15 protein-coding genes are annotated in these 17,179 nt (G+C 73.9%); 9 read left to right on the forward strand and 6 right to left on the reverse strand.

Translation table 11 applies throughout. The annotated features are described in order from the left end of the window. Positions 1-42 precede the first annotated feature (42 nt). From galE to Val02_RS22735, 8 genes are all read left to right on the forward strand, one after another. Entirely contained in the window at positions 43-1,041 is a 999-nt protein-coding gene (gene galE, locus Val02_RS22700; protein ID WP_239153256.1) for a UDP-glucose 4-epimerase GalE, read from the forward strand. Then, positions 1,038-2,948 carry an Agd3-related carbohydrate-binding protein gene (locus Val02_RS22705; protein WP_203901183.1) on the forward strand — a complete coding sequence of 637 codons (1,911 nt, stop codon included), beginning with the start codon at positions 1,038-1,040 and terminating at the stop codon, positions 2,946-2,948. The genes galE and Val02_RS22705 overlap by 4 nt, the downstream gene beginning before the upstream one ends. Then, positions 2,945-4,435, forward strand: coding sequence for a GT4 family glycosyltransferase PelF (gene pelF, locus Val02_RS22710; protein WP_203901184.1), 1,491 nt, complete (start codon positions 2,945-2,947; stop codon positions 4,433-4,435). Before Val02_RS22705 ends, pelF begins: the two co-directional genes overlap by 4 nt. Then, positions 4,435-5,826: a hypothetical protein gene (locus tag Val02_RS22715; RefSeq protein ID WP_203901185.1), complete on the forward strand. Its 1,392-nt coding sequence runs from the start codon at positions 4,435-4,437 to the stop codon at positions 5,824-5,826. The genes pelF and Val02_RS22715 overlap by 1 nt, the downstream gene beginning before the upstream one ends. Further along, positions 5,823-6,455, forward strand: coding sequence for a spherulation-specific family 4 protein (locus Val02_RS22720; protein ID WP_203901186.1), 633 nt, complete (start codon positions 5,823-5,825; stop codon positions 6,453-6,455). Before Val02_RS22715 ends, Val02_RS22720 begins: the two co-directional genes overlap by 4 nt. After that, complete coding sequence (locus Val02_RS22725) at positions 6,452-7,573, forward strand: endo alpha-1,4 polygalactosaminidase (RefSeq protein ID WP_239153257.1); 1,122 nt, start codon at positions 6,452-6,454, stop codon at positions 7,571-7,573. The genes Val02_RS22720 and Val02_RS22725 overlap by 4 nt, the downstream gene beginning before the upstream one ends. Beyond that, on the forward strand, positions 7,573-8,025 hold the full coding sequence (locus tag Val02_RS22730) for an MSMEG_6728 family protein (RefSeq protein ID WP_203901210.1): 453 nt from the start codon (positions 7,573-7,575) through the stop codon (positions 8,023-8,025). The genes Val02_RS22725 and Val02_RS22730 overlap by 1 nt, the downstream gene beginning before the upstream one ends. A gap of 71 nt (positions 8,026-8,096) precedes the next feature. After that, on the forward strand, positions 8,097-9,092 hold the full coding sequence (locus tag Val02_RS22735) for a serine hydrolase (RefSeq protein WP_239153258.1): 996 nt from the start codon (positions 8,097-8,099) through the stop codon (positions 9,090-9,092). Positions 9,093-9,170: 78 nt separating this feature from the next. On the opposite strand, the gene nagA is transcribed toward Val02_RS22735, so the two are convergent. The 6 genes from nagA to Val02_RS22765 all read right to left on the reverse strand — a co-directional run bounded on the left by nagA (position 9,171) and on the right by Val02_RS22765 (position 16,182). Continuing rightward, on the reverse strand, positions 9,171-10,271 hold the full coding sequence (gene nagA, locus Val02_RS22740; RefSeq protein ID WP_203901188.1) for an N-acetylglucosamine-6-phosphate deacetylase: 1,101 nt from the start codon (positions 10,269-10,271) through the stop codon (positions 9,171-9,173). Further along, entirely contained in the window at positions 10,268-11,185 is a 918-nt protein-coding gene (locus Val02_RS22745) for an N-acetylmuramic acid 6-phosphate etherase (RefSeq protein WP_203901189.1), read from the reverse strand. Before Val02_RS22745 ends, nagA begins: the two co-directional genes overlap by 4 nt. Beyond that, a complete protein-coding gene (locus Val02_RS22750) occupies positions 11,185-12,180 on the reverse strand; it encodes an SIS domain-containing protein (protein ID WP_203901211.1) in 996 nt (331 codons plus the stop codon). The genes Val02_RS22745 and Val02_RS22750 overlap by 1 nt, the downstream gene beginning before the upstream one ends. 127 nt (positions 12,181-12,307) lie before the next feature. Further along, entirely contained in the window at positions 12,308-13,723 is a 1,416-nt protein-coding gene (locus Val02_RS22755) for a glycoside hydrolase family 3 protein (RefSeq protein WP_239153259.1), read from the reverse strand. Further along, positions 13,720-14,463 (reverse strand): GntR family transcriptional regulator, encoded by a 744-nt coding sequence (locus Val02_RS22760; protein ID WP_239153260.1) that lies wholly within the window; start codon positions 14,461-14,463, stop codon positions 13,720-13,722. Before Val02_RS22760 ends, Val02_RS22755 begins: the two co-directional genes overlap by 4 nt. Before the next feature lie 105 nt (positions 14,464-14,568). Next, positions 14,569-16,182 (reverse strand): glycosyl hydrolase family 18 protein, encoded by a 1,614-nt coding sequence (locus tag Val02_RS22765; RefSeq protein WP_203901190.1) that lies wholly within the window; start codon positions 16,180-16,182, stop codon positions 14,569-14,571. A 175-nt stretch (positions 16,183-16,357) separates the two neighbouring features. Between Val02_RS22765 and Val02_RS22770 the strand changes: the two genes are divergently transcribed. Further along, positions 16,358-17,131, forward strand: coding sequence for a hypothetical protein (locus Val02_RS22770; protein ID WP_203901191.1), 774 nt, complete (start codon positions 16,358-16,360; stop codon positions 17,129-17,131). Positions 17,132-17,179: the final 48 nt, after the last annotated feature.

A 17,179-nucleotide genomic window follows, 5' to 3' on the forward strand; every position in this document is an offset into this window, starting at 1 on the left:
CGGGCTGCGTCAAACCTCGCGCCGATCGGATGGACGTCCGGCGTGTCCGGTTCCGTCGGTGCGGACTGGTTCGTTCAGCAGTCCGTGAGATGGCTGGTTACCGGCGGGGCCGGATACATCGGGGCACACGTGACGCTGGCGTTGCGCGACGCCGGTTCGGAGATCCTGGTCGTGGACGACCTGTCGACCGGTCTCGCCGAGCGGCTGCCCGACGACGTCGCGTTCGTGCGCGCCGACGTGCGCGACACGGGGCCGGTGATGGACGCGTTCCGCCGGTTCCGGCCGCACGGGGTGGTGCATCTCGCGGCCCGCAAGGACGTCGCCGAGTCGACCGCGCATCCGCTGGCCTACTACGACGCCAATCTGGACGGGCTGCGTGCCGTCCTCACCGCGTGTGCCGCCTATCGCACCCGGTCGGTGCTGTTCTCCTCCTCGGCGGCCGTCTACGGAACGCCTTCCGTCAGCCCGGTCACCGAGGACCACGCCCCGTTCCCGGTGAATCCCTACGGGCGCACGAAGCTCGTGGGGGAGTGGATGCTGCGCGACGCGGCGGCGAGCGCCGGGTTCGGCTGGGCGGCGCTGCGCTACTTCAACGTCGCCGGCGCCGCCGCCCCGCACCTGCGCGACCTCGGCGGGACGAACCTGCTGCCGCGCCTGCTGCGCGCGGCCGACCAGGGGATGCCGATCCGGGTGTACGGCGGCGACTGGCCGACGCCGGACGGCAGCCCGGTGCGCGACTACGTGCACGTGGCCGACGTCGCGCAGGCGCACTCGGCGGCGGCGGTCGCGCTGATCGAGGGCGTGCTGCACGCGGATGTGCTCAACGTCGGGCGCGGGGTGGGGACGTCCGTGCTGCAGATGATCGAGACGGCCCGCGAGGTGACCGGCCGCCGCCTCGGCCACGTGATCGGCGCCCGCCGGCCCGGTGACCCGGCGTCGATCGTGGCCGGCGTCGAGCGTATCCGCGCCCGCCTCGGCTGGTCCGCGCGGCACGGCCTGGAGGACATCGTGCGGTCCGCGGCAGAGTTGGTCCCGGCGTGATCACGGGTCGGGTCCGCGCCCTCGTCGCGCTGGCGGTCCTCGCCACCTTCATCTGGGGGAACGTGGCGAGCGCGGCCGAAGCCACCAAAAAGGTGAATCTGCGGGTGCTGGTCGTCAGCGACGGCACCGCCGGTGTGGACGCGGTCGCCGCGCAGCTGGACCGCGAGGGCATCCCGTACGACGTCCGGAGGCCGGGCGAGCAGCCGCTCACGGCGGCGAGCCTGATCGTCGGGACCGACCACGGGAGGTACCAGGGGATCGTCCTGCCCGACGAGTCGGTGCTGACGGCGGCCGAGAAGACGGCCCTCGCGGCGTACGAGAAGTCCTACGGCGTGCGCCGGGTGAACGCCTACACGTGGGCCGGCCCGCACGTCGGGCTCACCAGCGCCTGGGGCGGCACGCTCGACGGCGGCACGATGACGGTCACGGCTGCCGCCAAGGCGGACGGCTTCGGCTACCTCAACGGCACGGTGCCGGTGGACGACCGGTCGGCCGGCGTTTCGGAGTCGTTCGCGGCGCTCGGGGCACCCGCGAACGGCGCGGCCTTCACGCCGCTGGTCGAGGCGACGCAGCCCGGCGGCACCGCCCGCGGCACCGTCCTCGGGGTGTACAAGGTGGACGGTCGCGAACAGCTCGCGGTCACCGTCGCCCTGAACCGGCACCAGACCCACGCGCTCCTGCTCGCCCACGGCATCGTCTCGTGGCTCACCCGGGGCGTGCACCTGGGCCACTGGCGCAACTGGTTCAGCCTGCACGTCGACGACGTGTTCCTGCCGGACGACCGCTGGAGCACCGAGGCGAACTGCACCGTCGGCGACGACTGCCCCGCCGGCGTCACCGGCCGCGGCGACATCCGGATGACACCGTCCGATGTGGACACTCTCGCCAATTGGCAGCAGCGCAACGGCCTCAAGCTCGACCTGGCGTTCAACGGGGCGGGCAGCGAGGAGGCCGGCGCCGGCGACCCGCTCACGGCGAAGCTGCTGCAGCGGCGGGGCGACTTCCGCTGGCTCAACCACACCTGGTCGCACCTGTACATCGGGCCGACGGTCGCCCGCGCCGACATCGCCGCCGAGGTCACCCGCAACACGCAGTGGGCCCGGACCAAGGGCCTGCCGCTCGACCCGGCCGAACTGGTCACCGGCGAGCACTCCGGGCTGCGCAGCCTGCCGCGGATGCCGGCCGACAACCCGAACCTGGCCGGCGCGCTGGCCGACAGCGGCGTCGCCCACCTCGCCTCGGACGCCTCCCGGGAGCCCGCGCCCCGCGCGATCGGCCCGGCCCGCACGGTCCCGCGGCACCCGATGAACATCTACTACAACACCGCCACCGTCGCCGAGGCGGTCGACGAGTACAACTGGATCTACACGTCCACAGTGGACGGCGGCAGCGGCGTGTGCGCGACGAACCCGGCGTCCACCTGCATCGCACCCCTGGGCGCGAACGGCTTCACGGGCCACATCGTGCCGCAGGAGGCGCGGATCGCGTTCGACCACGTCGTGTCGGCCGACCCGCGACCGCACTACGCGCACCAGTCCAACCTGACCGAGGACCGGATCCTCTACCCGGTGCTCGACGAGCTGCTGCGCCGCTACCGCGCGGCCTTCACGACGGCCACGCCACTGGTGAACCCGCGCATGTCCGCCGTCGCCCAGCTGCAACTGCGCCAGGAACGCTGGCGCGCCGCGGTCGCCGCCGGCAGCATCACCGCCTACCGGCAGGGCGACACCGTGGTCGTGACGAACCGGAGCGGCTCCACTGTGGACGTTCCACTGACGGGAAGAAGTGCGGCGCGGACGGCGACGCTCGGGCTCCTGCCCGGTGGCGCCTACGGCGAGGCGTACGGCGGGCAGCGCAGCGCGTGGACCTCCCTGGCCCGCAACGCCACCCTCACGGTGAAGCCATGAAGGTCGCCCTGATCAACGAGGGGACCTACCCCTACGCGGCCGGGGGCGTGAGCACCTGGTGCGACCAGCTCGTGCGCGGGCTGAACGACGTCACCTGGGCGCTGCTGTCCATCACGGCCGGCGACGCCCCGCCACCGGCGACGCCGCTACCGTCCAATGTGGACGTCCTGCTGCCGGTGCCGGTGTGGGGCGCGGCCCGCCCGGCCCGGTACGCGGCCGAACGCGCGGCCGCCCGGATGTGCCGCGGCATGCTCGGCGACACCCCGGCACACCTGGCGGTCTTCGCCGAAGGGCTGCGGGAGCTGGCGTTCGTCGCGGCGAGCGGGCGCTGGTGGCTGCCCGGGGCCGGACGCCGGGGCCTGCCCCGCCCGCGCCGCCTGCCGGCGACGAACGGGCACCGCCCGCCGACCGCGCGGATCGGCCGCCACCCGCTCGCCGGGGTGCCGCTCGCCGACATCCTGCTCGACGCGTGGGCCGGTAGCCCGGCGCTGCCGCCGTTGACGCTGCGCGACGCCGACGACGCGGCGGTCCTGCTGGAACAGGCGACCCGCCCGCTCGCGGCCCTACCGTCCGATGTGGACCTGTGCCACGCCAACGCCGGCGGCCTCTCCGCGCTCGTGGCGCTCGGGGCGCGCTGGCGCGACGGCATCCCGTTCGCGCTCACCGAGCACGGGGTGTACCTGCGCGAGCGGTACTTCTCCACCACGGGACTGGCACCGGGCGTGAAGGCCGCGCTGCTGCGCTTCCACCGCGCGCTGACCCGCCTCGCGTACACCGAGGCGGCCCTGATCGCCCCGGTGAGCGAGTTCAACCGCCGGTGGGAGCTGCGGCACGGCGCCGACCCGTCGCGCGTCGTCGTCATCCCGAACGGCGTCGACCCGCAGCGCTTCCCTTTGCTGACAGGCGAACCGGAGCAGCCCACGATCGCCTGGGTCGGCCGGATCGACCCGCTGAAGGACCTGGAGACGCTGATCCGCGCGTTCGGGTACGTGCGGGCGTGGCTCCCGACCGCCCGGCTGCACCTCGCGGGGCCGGTGCCGGCGGGCAACGAGGCCTACGCCGAGACCTGCCGCCGCCTCGCGAACGACCTCGGCGTGGCCGCCGCGGTGACGTTCGCGGGGCCGGTCGCCTCCAGTCGCGAGGCCTTCGCCGCCGGACACGTCGCCGCGCTGTCCAGCGTCTCCGAGGGCATGCCGTACACCGTCATCGAGGCGATGATGTGCGGCCGCGCGACGGTCAGCACCGACGTCGGCGGGGTGGCCGACACGGTCGGCGACGCGGGTGTCGTCGTCCCGCCGCGCGACCCGGTGGCGCTGGCCCACGCGTGCCTGCGCCTGCTCACCGAGCACGACCTGCGCGCCGACCTCGCGCGACGCGGCCGCGAACGGGCCCTCGCGCAGTTCACGCTCGACCGGTGCGTGTCGGCCTATCGGGCGCACTACCGGGCCGTCGCCGGCCGTCGCCGGCTTCCCGCGGAGGTGGATTGATGGGTGCCCCGGCGGTGCTTCCCGGCGGCGACGCCGCGCCCGGCTGGCCGGTCATCCCCGGCCTCGCGCCGGCGGTGTCCACTGTGGACAGCGAACGGTACACGGAGCTGCGGCAGCGCCTCACCGAACTGGTGCGCGCCGCCGTCGACGTCGACGAGGTCGCCGCACACCTGGAAGCGGGCGGGATCAACGACCGCATCGCGCTGCGCGAGTACGGGGAGGAGAGCGTGTTCGCACTCGCCGCGCGGCTGCGGGCCGACATCGGGACCGGCCCCGCCGCTGCCGCACCGGCCGCCGGCCGGACCGACGGGTTCGTCGAACTCGTGGTGACCACGCTCGTGCGGGCCGCCCTGTATCTCACGCCGGCCGTCGTGGCCGTCGGCGGCGCGGAGTGGTTCGTCGGGCTGCCGGCGCCGGCCGGTGCCGGTGCGCTCATCTTCGGCTGGGCCACCGGGCAGGCGCTGGCGTTCCTGGGCTACCGGGCGTTGGGCGGTGCCGGGCCGGCCCGCGCGGCACGGCTGCTCGCGGGCGGGTTCGGGGTGGCGGCCGCGGGCTGGGTCGCGCTGATGCTCATGCTCGGCGTCACCGAACCCTGGCCGCACGTGGTGGCGCTCGGGCAGCTGGCGCTGTTCGCCGCGACCGGCGTCGCCCTCGTCACCGGCCAGGAGACGCGGGTGCTCGTGGCGGCGTCCACGGTCTGGTTCGCCACGCTGGCGCTGTCGCACGGGGCCGGGCTGCTCGGGCTGTGGCTGCTGGCGTTCGGGGTGCTGGTCGTGGTCATCGTGGCGTTCGCGCCGGCGTTCGGGACGGCGGCCCGCTTCCGGCCGGCACCGGGGGAGGCCGGCTCCGCCCTGGCGCACGGCGCCGTCGGCGCGGGACAGGCCGTCCTGTTCGCCTCGGTGGTGCTCGCGGGCTCCGATCCGGCGTTGGTGCCGGCGGCGGCCGTTCCGCTGCTCGTCGGGGTGCCCGTCGCCGAGCTGGTGCTCATCTGGCACCAGCGCCGCGTCGCCGGAACGCGCGCCGCGCTCACCGACCGGCGCGTGTACGTGCGGCGGCTGACGAAGGTCGCGCTCGCCACCGTGGCGGTGCTCGCGGCGCCGGTCGTCGCCGGGTGCGTGCTGACGGTGGCCGGCACCGGGCGGTTCGCGGCGGGCGTGCTGGTGACCGGAGTGTTCGCGCTGTGCCTGGTGCTGGTCGCGCACCGCCGCCTCGGGCTGGCCGGCCTGCTGGTCTGGTGGCCGGCGGTCCTCGTCGGGGTGCTGTACCGCGCGGTCCCGGGCGCCGAACGGTCCTTTGTGGACACTCTCGTCGCGATAGTGCTCATCGCGGTCTGCCTGCCGGCGCTCGGCGTCGTGACGATGGTGCTGCGCGACCGGTGGAGCTACCGGTGACCGTGCTGCTGCCGCTGTACGTGTACCCGGCCGACGACCCCGGGGCGTGGACCGGCGCGGCGCGGTACGGCCCGGCCGTCACGGCCGTGGTGAACGTCCACAACGGCCCCGGCGACGGGTACGACCCCGAGTACGGGCGCGCCACCCTGGCCCTCGCGAACGCCGGCGCCGGCCGGCTCGGCTACGTCGATCTGGGCTACGCGAGGCGTTCCCTCGAAAAGGTCCACGCGGACATCGCGGGGTGGCGACGGTATCCGGTGGACGGCGTCTTCTTCGACCAGGTGCCGGCGGACGCTGCCGCGCTGGCGTGGGTCGGCCGCGCCCTCGCCCCGGCCGGCGGCCGCGTCGTCCTCAACCCCGGTGTGCGGCCCGCCCCCGGCTACGCGGCGCTCGCGGACCTGGTGTGCACGTTCGAGGGGCCGTGGCCGGTGTACCGGACGGAGCCCGCCGAGCCGGACTGGCCCAACGCCGCGCACCTCGTGTACGCCGTGCCGCCGGAGGAGATCGCCGCCGCCGGGCGGATCCTGCACCGGCGCGTGGCGCACGGACTGGTGACCGACCTCGACATGCCGAACCCCTACGCGGGGCTGCCCGCCCCGATGCGCGGCACCGCCCCCGCCCCGCGATGACCGAACCCCGCCCGCCCGGCCCGCCGGACCGACAGCCGCCCGACGGCGCGGTGCCGCTGTCCGACGCCGCCGCGGTGCCGCCGTCCGCGCCCGACCGGCCGGATGAGCCGTCCGCGGCGCACGAGCCGTCAGCGTCGGACGGGGCGTCCTCGGCCGCTGTGCCGAAGGGGTGGCCCGGCCACCGGGTGCGGGTGATCGCGGCGTGCGTGGCCGTCGCCGTTCTGCTCGCCGGCGTCGCCGCCTGGGCGCTGTGGCCGCGCGGCGGGCCGGGTCCGGATCGCGCCGCGCCGACCGCCACCCCCGGCGTCCCCGGGCTGGACGGCTCGGGTCCGCAACCCGGCGACCCGGGCAGCCCCTCCGACGCCATGGGCTCCGGCTCGCCGGTGCCGAGCGGTCCGGTCCCGCCCACCCCGGCCGGTGGCTGGTGGCGGCCGGCCCCCGGGCTCGCCTGGCAGTGGCAGTTGACGGGGCCGGTCGACCGCTCGGTGGACGTTCCCGTGTACGACGTGGACGCGGTCGAGACGTCGGCGGCCGACGTGGCGGCGCTGCACGCGGCCGGGCGCAAGGTGATCTGCTACGTCAACGCCGGCGCGTACGAGGACTGGCGCCCGGACAAGGCATCCTTCCCCACCGAGGTGCTCGGCGCCGGCCTCGACGGCTGGCCCGGCGAACGCTGGCTCGACATCAGGCGCTGGGACGTCCTCGGCCCCCTGATGAGCGCCCGCTTCGAGGTGTGCCGGAGCAAGGGGTTCGACGCCGTCGAGCCGGACAACGTCGACGGCTACGCCAACGCGTCCGGCTTCCCGCTGAGCGCCGCGGACCAGCTGACCTACAACCGGCGCCTGGCCGAACTGGCCCACGGCAAGGGGCTGGCGATCGGCCTCAAGAACGACGTCGAGCAGGCCGCCGCCCTGGAACCCGCCTTCGACTTCGCCGTCAACGAGGAGTGCGTGGAGTACGAGGAGTGCGGGCAGCTGCGGCCGTTCATCGCGGCGGGCAAGCCGGTCTTCCACGTCGAGTACTCCGACGGGTCGTCGTTTTGCGCGCAGACGAAGGGGTACGGGTTCTCCTCGATGCGCAAGAAGGAGGACCTCGACGCGTGGCGGGAGCCCTGCTGATGCAGACGTTCCTGCCGTATGCGGACTTCGCCGACTCGGCCCGCGCGCTCGACCCGAAGCGGCTCGGCAAGCAGCGCGTGGAGACGCTGCAGGTGCTGCGCGGCCTCACCGTCGCGAACTACGGCTGGCGGCACCATCCGGCCGTGAAGATGTGGCACGGGTACACCGAGGCGCTGGTGCGCTACGGGCTTGAGATGTGCGCGGCGTGGCGCGCCACCGGCCGGGCCGACACCGTGGCGGACACGCTGCGCACGGAGTACGACCGCCCGGTGCGCACCCAGGCCGAACTGGCGCGCGTGGCGGCGTTGCCGCCGTGGCTGGGCGATGCGGCGTTCCACCGGAGTCACCGCTCGTCGCTGCTGCGCAAGGACCCGGCCCACTACCGTCCGCTGTGGCCGGATGACCCGGACGACCTGGACTACGTCTGGCCGACCCCGGGCATCGACGCGTGACCGTACCTCCCCGGGTAGCCTCGCCCGGGTAACGAAGATCCTGGGGAGGCACAAAAATCATGGGGACGGAAATGACGCGACGAGCGGCGATCGTGACGGGAGCGGCGGCCGCGGCCGTCGGCGCCGTCGGGGCGCCCGCACTGGCGGCCCCCGCACCGGGCACCGACCGCGACGCGACCGGCAAGATCCGGCACCGGTACACCAAGCAGAGCACCAAGGCCGGCGGCAACTGGTACTCGCACGTGGCGCTGATCGGCGCGGACGCGAGCGTCACCCCGATCATCGAGGACGAGGCAGACTTCGTCGTGCACGGCTACAGCGTGCAGAAGCTGTTCGTGGCGACGGCGGTGCTGGACAAGGTCGACCGCGGCGCGCTGACCATGGACACCAAGGTGACCCTGACGCCGGAGATCATTCTCGGCGGTTCCGGCATCTACCACCTGCAGAAGACCTACGGCGACCAGCTGACCGTGGCGGGCTTCCTCACCGCGATGCTGCTCGTGTCGGACAACACCGCCGTGCGCCTGTGCGGGCTGGTCTGCCCGGCCGCGGAGATCAACGCGACGCTCGAGGCGAAGGGCTTCGTCTCCAGCCGGGTCGAGCCGGTGGCCAACCCCAACCGGTTCTTCCTCGGGGTTACGACGCCGCGTGAGACGCACCAGTTGCTGCACCGCCTGTCGCAGGGCACCCTGCTGTCGCCGGCCTCGACCGCGTTCATGCTGGGCGTGCTGCGCTGGACGAGCGGCTACCACGACGGGATCCGCCGCAACATGTCCTCGTGGGAACGCGACCGCGTGGCGACCAAGTACGGCGCGGACTTCAACACCCTCGGCGCGTCCCGGCACGAGGCGGGGATCATGTTCGGCAGCGACGGTGCGCCGGTGCTGACCTACGCGTTCTTCGCCGAAGGGCTGGCCGAGCTGGACAACTACGGCGCCACGCACCCGGCCGTCGAGGCGCACGCGGTGCTGGGGCGCACGATGTTCGACACGGTCGCCGCGGCGACCGCACCGGGCGCGCGGTCGCGGCAGCCGCTGCGCCCGTACAACTACACCGACACCGCCTGAGTTTTCACCCGGTCCTGCGGGGCGGACGGCTTCTGCAACCGCCCGCCACCGCAGGACCGCGCGACCCCACCCCCGGGGTCAGACCAGGACGTCCACGACGTCGAGGTCGTCATTGAGCACCACGAGGTCCGCCCGGAATCCCGGCTCGATCCGGCCGCGGTCCGTCAGGCCCAGCACGCGCGCCGGCATCGTGGACGCGGCCACCGAAGCGGCCTCCACGGTCAGGCCGACCTCGCGTACCGCGCGGCGCACGGCGTCCTCCATGGTGAGCGTGCTGCCGGCGAGCGCGCCGTCGCGCGCCAGCCGGGCCTGCCCGTCGCGGACCGTGACCTCCTGGCCGCCGAGCACGTAGGAGCCGTCCGGCCGGCCGGTGGCGTCGATGGCGTCGGTGACCAGGACGATCGGGCCGTGCGCGAGCAGCCGCACCGCGCCGGCGTGCAGGTGCACCCCGTCGTTGATCGCCTCGCAGGGGACCCCCGCGTCCAGCGCCGCCGGGACGATGCCGGGTTCGCGGTGGTGCAGTGGGCGCATGCCGTTGAACGCGTGCGTCACCAGCGACGCGCCGCGTGCGAAAGCCGCCGCCGCCTCGTCGTAGCGGGCATCGGAGTGGCCGACGGCGGCCACCACGCCCGCCTCGCGGAGCTGGTCGACGAGTTCCAGCGCGCCGGGCAGTTCCGGGGCGACGGTGACCACCCGGACGTGACCCTGCGCCGCCTTGAGCAGCGTGGCCATCACCTCGGCGTCGGGCGTGAGCAGGTGATCGGGATGCTGGGCACCGCACCGGGCGTGGGACAGGAACGGTCCCTCCAGGTGCGCGCCGAGGACCAGGGGGGAGTCCTCGGCCCGCGCCGCCACCCAGCGGAGCTGTTCGCTCAGGGTGTCGACCGGTGCGGTGACCAGCGAGATCAACGTGCCCGTGGTGCCGTGGGCGTGATGGAACGCCACCCCGGCGGCGAGATCCTCGGGGGAGGCCCCGAAGTCGTGGCCGCCGCCGCCGTGGACGTGCAGGTCGATGTAGCCGGGCAGCAGCCACGCGCCGCCCAGGTCGCGCACGCCGGTGGATCCCGCGGGCGGCGAACCGGCACCCACACCGGTGATCACGCCCCCGTCGAAAGAAACCCAACCAGGCGCGAGCACACCCTCCCGGGTCACGACCCGGGCCCCCGTCAGCGTGGTCATACTGCGGCCCCGCTCCGCTCGCCGGCGACACGAGGGGCGAAGGCGTCGAGCGCGCCGCGCAGGGTCGGATGGGCGGCCGCGGCCTCGACGGCGGCCTCCGGCGCGAGATCGCCGACGATCGTGAGAACGGCGGCACGGGCGTTCCAGCGGCAGCGTTCGAGCGCGTCCCGGGCCTGTTGCTCGGTGCAGCCGGCGATGCCGGCGACGAGGCCTGCGGAGCGGTCGCGGAGTTTGGCGTTGGCGGGCACGACGTCCACCATGACATCCCCGTGAACCCGCCCGAGCCGCACCATGGCCGCCGTGGTGATCGCGTCGAGTGCGAGCTTCTGCGCCGTGCCGGCCGTGAGGCGGGTCGAACCGCGCAGCACCTCCGGGCCGACCTCGATCTCGACGGCGACGTCGGCGAGTTCGGCCAGCGGGCTGCCGGTGCGCGCGGTGACGGCGACGACGGCGGCGCCCAGTTCGCGGGCGGCCAACGCGGCGGCGATCGTGTACGGCGTGCGCCCGCTCGCCGCGACGGCCACCAGGACGCCGTTGCCGCGCAGGCCGGTGGCGAGCAGGTCGCGGCGGCCGGCGTCGGCGTCGTCCTCGTCGTAGTCGGTCCCCGGGCCGCCGGAGGAGCCGCCGCCGGCCGTCCGCCCGACGATCCGGTCCACGGGCAGGCCGAAGGTGCCGGGCAACTCGGCGGCCTGCAGGACGGCGAGCCGACCGGACGTGCCGGCGCCGAGCAGGACCAGGCGGGCGCCGGATTCGGTGCCGGCGGCGAGGCCGCCGGCGGCGGAGAGGCGGGTGGCGATCAGTTCCGCGGCGGCCACGAGAGCGGGCGTCGCGGCGCGCACCGCCGGCACCACCCGCGCCTCGTTGTCCAGGAGCGCCGCGACGACGCCGTCGGTGGGCAGGAGGTCGAGTTCCATCAACGGGTCCTCGTCACCTTCGCGAGCCCGCGCGGCCGGTCGGGGTCCGCGCCCCGGTCGAGCGCGAGCCGCCAGGCGAACTGCTGCAGCGGCAGGATCTCCAGCACCGGCGCCAGTTCGGGGACGACGCCCTCGGTCACCAGCGCGAGGCCGCGCTCCCCGGCGTCGGGGCCGACGACGAGCACGTCGGTGCCGGTGTCGCGGAGGCGGTCGACGGCCGCGCGCGCGGAGTCGCCACCGGCGTCGCCGGAGAGAACGGCGATCAGCGGCACGTTGCTGTCGAGCATGGCGACGGGCCCGTGCAGCAGGTCGGCGGTGCTGAACGCGTGCGCCGACAGGTACGACGTCTCCATGAGCTTGAGCGCGCCCTCGCGGGCCGACGGGTAGGAGTACCCGCGGCCGGTGGTGACGAGCCGGTTGGCGAACCGGTACCGCGCCGCCGCCGCGTGCACTGCCGCCGCGTTGTCCAGGGTGGCGGCCGCGGCGGCGGGCAGTGCGGCCGCTCCGGCGGGGTCGCCGCCGAGCAGCAGGTACAACGCGAGCAACTCGGCGGTGTACGACTTGGTGGCCGCGACGGCCAGTTCCTCGCCGGCCTCGAGCGCGAACGAGAAGTCCGCGGCCTCGTGCACCGGCGACCCGGGCACGTTGGTCAGCGCGACCGTGGTGGCGCCGCACTCGCGGGCGACGGCGGTGGACTCGGCGAGGTCGGGGGAGCCGCCGGACTGGCTGACGGCGACGAACAGCACGTCGGACAGGTCGGGCTTGGCCTTGTACAGCGTCATCGTCGACGGGGAGACGAGGCCGGCGGGCAGCCCGAGGCGGATCTCCACCAGGTACTTGGCGTACAGCGCGGCGTGGTCGCTGGTGCCGCGCGCGGCGAGCAGGACGAACCGCGGCTTGCGCCGCCGCACCGCCGCGGCGACCTCCTCGATCTCGGTCGCGCGGCCGAGCAGCCGCGCCAGCACGTCGGGCTGTTCGGCGATCTCCGCCGCCATCTGCGCGCCGGCGGTCATCGTCTCGCTCATGGGCAGGCTCCCGTCAGAAGTCGTCGAGGGCGAGTGGTCCATACCGGTCCAGTCCTGTTGGTTCGGAATCCTACGGTCCGATTTGCCGAAATGGAACTCAGCTGCCCGTGACGAGCAGCTCAGCCGCGACGCGGAGGTTGGGCCGGCCGGCCCCGCCGACCAGTACCACCGGGGCGCCGTCCAGCAGGTCAGGGCGGGGAAGCCCGAGATCCACAAGCACCGCGTCGGGCCGCTCCGCCCGTACCCGTGCCCACACGTCGCGCTGCCAATCGTGCCGCGCCACGTCGCGCCCCACGACCACCACCGGGTCCGGCCCGGCCACCGCCGCGTCCACGCCGTCCGCCCCGACCGTGCGCACCGGCGCGAAACCGAGCGCCGCGAGCGGTCCGCCGAGGTCCCACCCCGCCTCGCCGACCGCGAGGTTGGGCGCGTGCCGGAGTTCGATGAGAACGGGCGCGCCGGCCAGCGGGGACACTCCCCGTGCGACCGCGGCCCGCCGCGCCGCCTCCAGTCCCGCATCCTTCGCGGGAACGGCTTCGCCGGCCCACTGGCGCAGTAGCCGCACACGGTTGGCGGCCTGCTCTAGGCGTTCCACCGGAAGTGTCTTGTCGGCCACGGCGGCCAGGATCGCGTCGCGGACCTCGCGGTAACGGACCTCGCCGCCCAGCGCGCCCAGACACAACGCGTCGGCGCCCGCGACCAGCGCGCGCACGGCGCCCCCGGCGATGCCGTAGCGGTCCCGCAGGCCCGCCATCTCCAGCGCGTCGGTGACGACCACGCCGTCGAAGCCCAGCTCGCCGCGGAGCACGTCGGTGAGGATGCGGCGGCTCACGGTCGCCGGCCCCTCGGGGTCGAGCGCCGGCACCACCACGTGCGCCGTCATGATCGCGCGCACCCCGGCCGTGATCGCCGCGACGAACGGCGGCAGGTGATCGCGCCGCCACTCCGCCTCGGTGCAGCGGGTGGTGGGCAGCTCGTGGTGCGAGTCGGCGCGGGTGTCGCCGTGCCCGGGGAAGTGCTTGGCACACGCGGCCACCCCGGCTGCCTGCAGCCCGAGCACCCACGCGGCGGTGTGCCTGCTGACGAGGGCCGGATCCGACCCGAACGACCGCACCCCGATCACCGGGTTCTCCGGATCGACGTTGACGTCGGCGTCCGGCGCCAGGTCGAACCGGATGCCGGCGGCCCGCAGCTCGGAGCCGATCCGGTGCGCCACGGCGGTCGTCGTGGCCACGTCGTCGACCGCCCCGAGCACGTGATTGCCCGGCACCGGGCTGCCCGAACGGTAGTGCAGGCGGGTGACGTCCCCGCCCTCCTCGTCGGTGGCGACCAGGGCGCCGTACTCCTCGGACAGCAGCCGGCCCAGGCGCGGGGCGTCCGCGTCGGTCGGCAGGTTCTGCCCGTAGAGCACCACCGCGCCCAGGTCGGGTGCGGCCCGCCGGATCCACTCCGGCGGCTCCACCTCTTCGTACCCGACGAGCAGAACGCCGTCGGCGAGCCTCTCGACGTTCACTGCATGGCCAACGATGCGCGCAACTGGTACCTGTCCGCTCGGTAGGTCGAGACGGCGTACTCGGCCGGTGTGGTACCCGCCCAGCAGCGCCGCTGCAGAAGAAGAACGGCGCTGCCCGGGGCCAGACCCAGCAGGCCGGCGTCGCCGCTGTCGGCGATCCCCGCCTCGATGACCTGATCGCCGCGGTCCAGCACGACGCCGTAGACGTCGGCGAGGACCTCGTACAGCGAGACGCCCTCGAGGGTGCGTTCCATCAGGTCCGGCGCGAGGGCAGCCGGGATGTGCGAACGTTCGAGGGCCATCGGCACGCCGTCGGCGGTACGCAGCCGCTCGATCGCGTAAACGGGGGCGCCGCCCTCCAGGGCGAGTTCCCGCGCGACGGCCGCGGTCGCCGGGATCAGCCGCCGCCCGAGGTCCCGCGAGCCCGGCGTCATGCCCCGCGCACGCATGTCCTCCGTGAACGACGTCAGCCGCAACGGGATGTCGATCTTGGGCCGGGAGACGAACGTCCCCTTGCCCTGCACCCGGTACAGCCGCCCCTCGGAGACCAGGTGCTCCACCGCCTGGCGGGCGGTCATCCGGGACAGGCCGTAACGGGCGGCCAACTCGCGCTCGGACGGGACCGGGGCGTCGACGGCCAGCTCCCGTTCGATGAGATCGAGCAGGATCTCGCGGAGCTGGTAGTACTTCGGGACCGGGCTGCGTGCGTCGATGTCGGTCCTACCGGTGGCGGTCGCCACGGCACCGCCTCCTGTCCGTGAGCTGGCGTGGTGGTCTAGTCCACCGAGACTACTCGGGTCCGGGACGTACACACTGTGGTGAACGTCCCGGACCCGATATTCGGTTCAGTTCCCCAGGCCCCCGCGCACCGCGGTGATCAGTTCACCGTTCGCGGTGTCGCCGGAGAGCTCCCAGAAGAACCCGCCGCCCAGACCCTGCTGGTTGGCGTAGGCCATCTTGGAGCGCATGGTGTCCGGGGTGTCGTAGCCCCACCACTGGTCGCCGCACTTGGCGTACGCGGTGCCGCCGACCGTGCCCGTCGTCGGGCACTTCGTCTTGAGCACCTTGTAGTCGTCGATACCGGCTTCGTAGGTGCCCGGTGCCGCGCCGCTGGCGGTGCCGCCCGGAGCCGACTGGGTCACGCCCTGCCAGCCGCGGCCGTAGAAGCCGACGCCCAGCAGGATCTTGTTCGCCGGAACGCCCTTGCTCTTCAGCTTCTGGATCGCGGCGTCGGAGTAGAAGCCCGCCGTCGGGATGCCGGAGTAGCTGGTGAGCGGGGAGTGCGGCGCCGTCGGACCCTGCGCGTTGAACGCCCCGAAGTAGTCGTACGTCATCGGCATGATCCAGTCGAGCTTGGTCGCCGCCGACGCGTAGTTCGCGGCGTCGATCTTGCCGCCGTTGGTGCCGTCGGCCGTGATGGCAGCCGTCACCAGGTTGCTGCCGAACCGGTTCCGCAGCGCGGAGATCAGGTTCGGGAACGCCTCGTAGCCGCTGCTGTCGCAGGAGAGGCCGCAGGCGTTCGGGTACTCCCAGTCGATGTCGATGCCGTCGAACACGTCGGCCCAACGCGGGTCCTCGACCAGGCTGTAGCAGGAGTTGGCGAACGCCGTCGGGTTGGCCGCGGCCTGCGTGAAGCCGCCGGACCAGGTCCAGCCGCCGAACGACCAGATCACCTTCAGGTGCGGGTACTTCTTCTTGAGCTTGCGCAGCTGGTTGAAGCTGCCCCGCAGCGCGCCGGCGTCCCAGGTGTCGGCCACGCCGTCGACGCTGTCGGCCGCCGTGTACGCCTTGTCGTAGTCCGCGTAGCTGTCACCGATGGCGCACTGCCCGTTGGTGACGTTGCCGAACGCGTACAGGATGTGCGTCAGCTTCGCCGCCGAGCCGCTCGTGTCGATGTTCTTCACGTGGTAGTTGCGGCCGTAGACGCCCCACTCGGCGAAGTAGCCGACGAGCTTCTTGCCGCCGGGCGGGGGCGGCGACGTGGGCGGCTGCGAGGTCGGCGGCGGATTGCTCGGCCCGCCCGTGGTGGGCGGCGCGGACGACGGCGGCGGCTGGGTGCCACCGCCGCAGTTGGCGCCGTTCACCGTGCAGCTGCTCGGCGCCTTGAACGCACCGGCGCCGATGTAGCCCCAGTTGAACGTGGCACCGGGCGCGAGCGCGCCGGCCCAGCTCTTCTTCTTCGCCGTGTACGTGTTGCCCGACGAGGTGACGTCGGCGTCCCACGAGCTGCTGATTGTGGTGCCGGCCGGCAGGGCGAACTGGATCGTCCAGTCGTTCACCGGGGAGTCGGTGCCGTTGACGACGGAGACCCGCACCTCGTGGCCGGTTCCCCAGTCCGAGGTGGAGGTGAACGTGACGGTCAGGCTGCCGGCGCCGAACGCCTGCACAGCGGGGACTACGGCGACCGCCGCGGCCACGATCGCGCCGGCCGCGAGGGCGCGACGCCACGAACGCTTCATGGGGGATCCAATCGATGAGGGGTCGGGAGATCGGACGGGTAGCCATAGCCGTCCGATTGACCTGTCATCGGCGGGAGGACCGATTGGTCTAGACCGGACTATACGATTTCTGACAGACGCTGTCACCACCAGAGGGGTCGTGCGGACGCCATTACTTTTCGTGAGGCTTTAGCTCATGGAACAGGCGGTGCACACACCCGAGGAGACAACGGTGGCCGATGAGCCGCCCCTGCTGCTGCACCCGCGCCGACCCGGCACCGCAGCGGTGGGCATCGACGACCGGCACTACCCGGTCCTGACGGCCGACGGTCGCATCGCGCTCGAACCCGGCGAGACGATCCTCTGGCAGGGCCGCGCCGAGATCGCCGAGTATCGCTACAGCGAGGGCATGGACCGGCACGACGTCCGGTGGACCCTGCCCGCCGCGTGCGACGTGACCGTGACCGACCGGCGCCTGGCCTTCACCTGCCGGCGCGGGCTCGCCGTGACGCCGCCCGACGGGGCGTGGCGCGCGGCGCTCCGGCTCGCGCGGTCGGTCACCCGCCGGCGGCGCACCCTCTCGGCCGGCCAGGTGCGCTGGCAGTGGCCGAGCCGGCTGTACGTCAAGCGCGGCGTGCTGCTGCTCGTGATGGGCGCCTACCGGGTGAACGGCCTGCCGACCCTCGCGCTCTCCGGCTGGCGCACCGACCCGCAGCCGGTCGCCAACACGATCCGCGCCGCCGTGGCCCGCTACCGCCTGGACAACGCCGAGACGCTGGGCGTGGACCCGGCCGAGGCCGCCGCCCTGCGCGAACGCATCGACGCGCCGGTCTTCGCCGCCGGCAGTTCGCAGGCGAGCAACCTGCCCGGGCCGCTGCTGTTCGGGTTTCTCGACGCGGCCGAGTACCGCCGTCCCGACGCCGCCGAGCTGGCCAGCCCGGCCGGTGCGCCCGGGCAGGAGGATCGGTGAAACCACCGGTCGGCGCCTCGATGCGCAGCGACACCGATCGCACGATTC

Source organism: Virgisporangium aliadipatigenens, assembly GCF_016863615.1.
GTDB lineage: Bacteria > Actinomycetota > Actinomycetes > Mycobacteriales > Micromonosporaceae > Virgisporangium > Virgisporangium aliadipatigenens.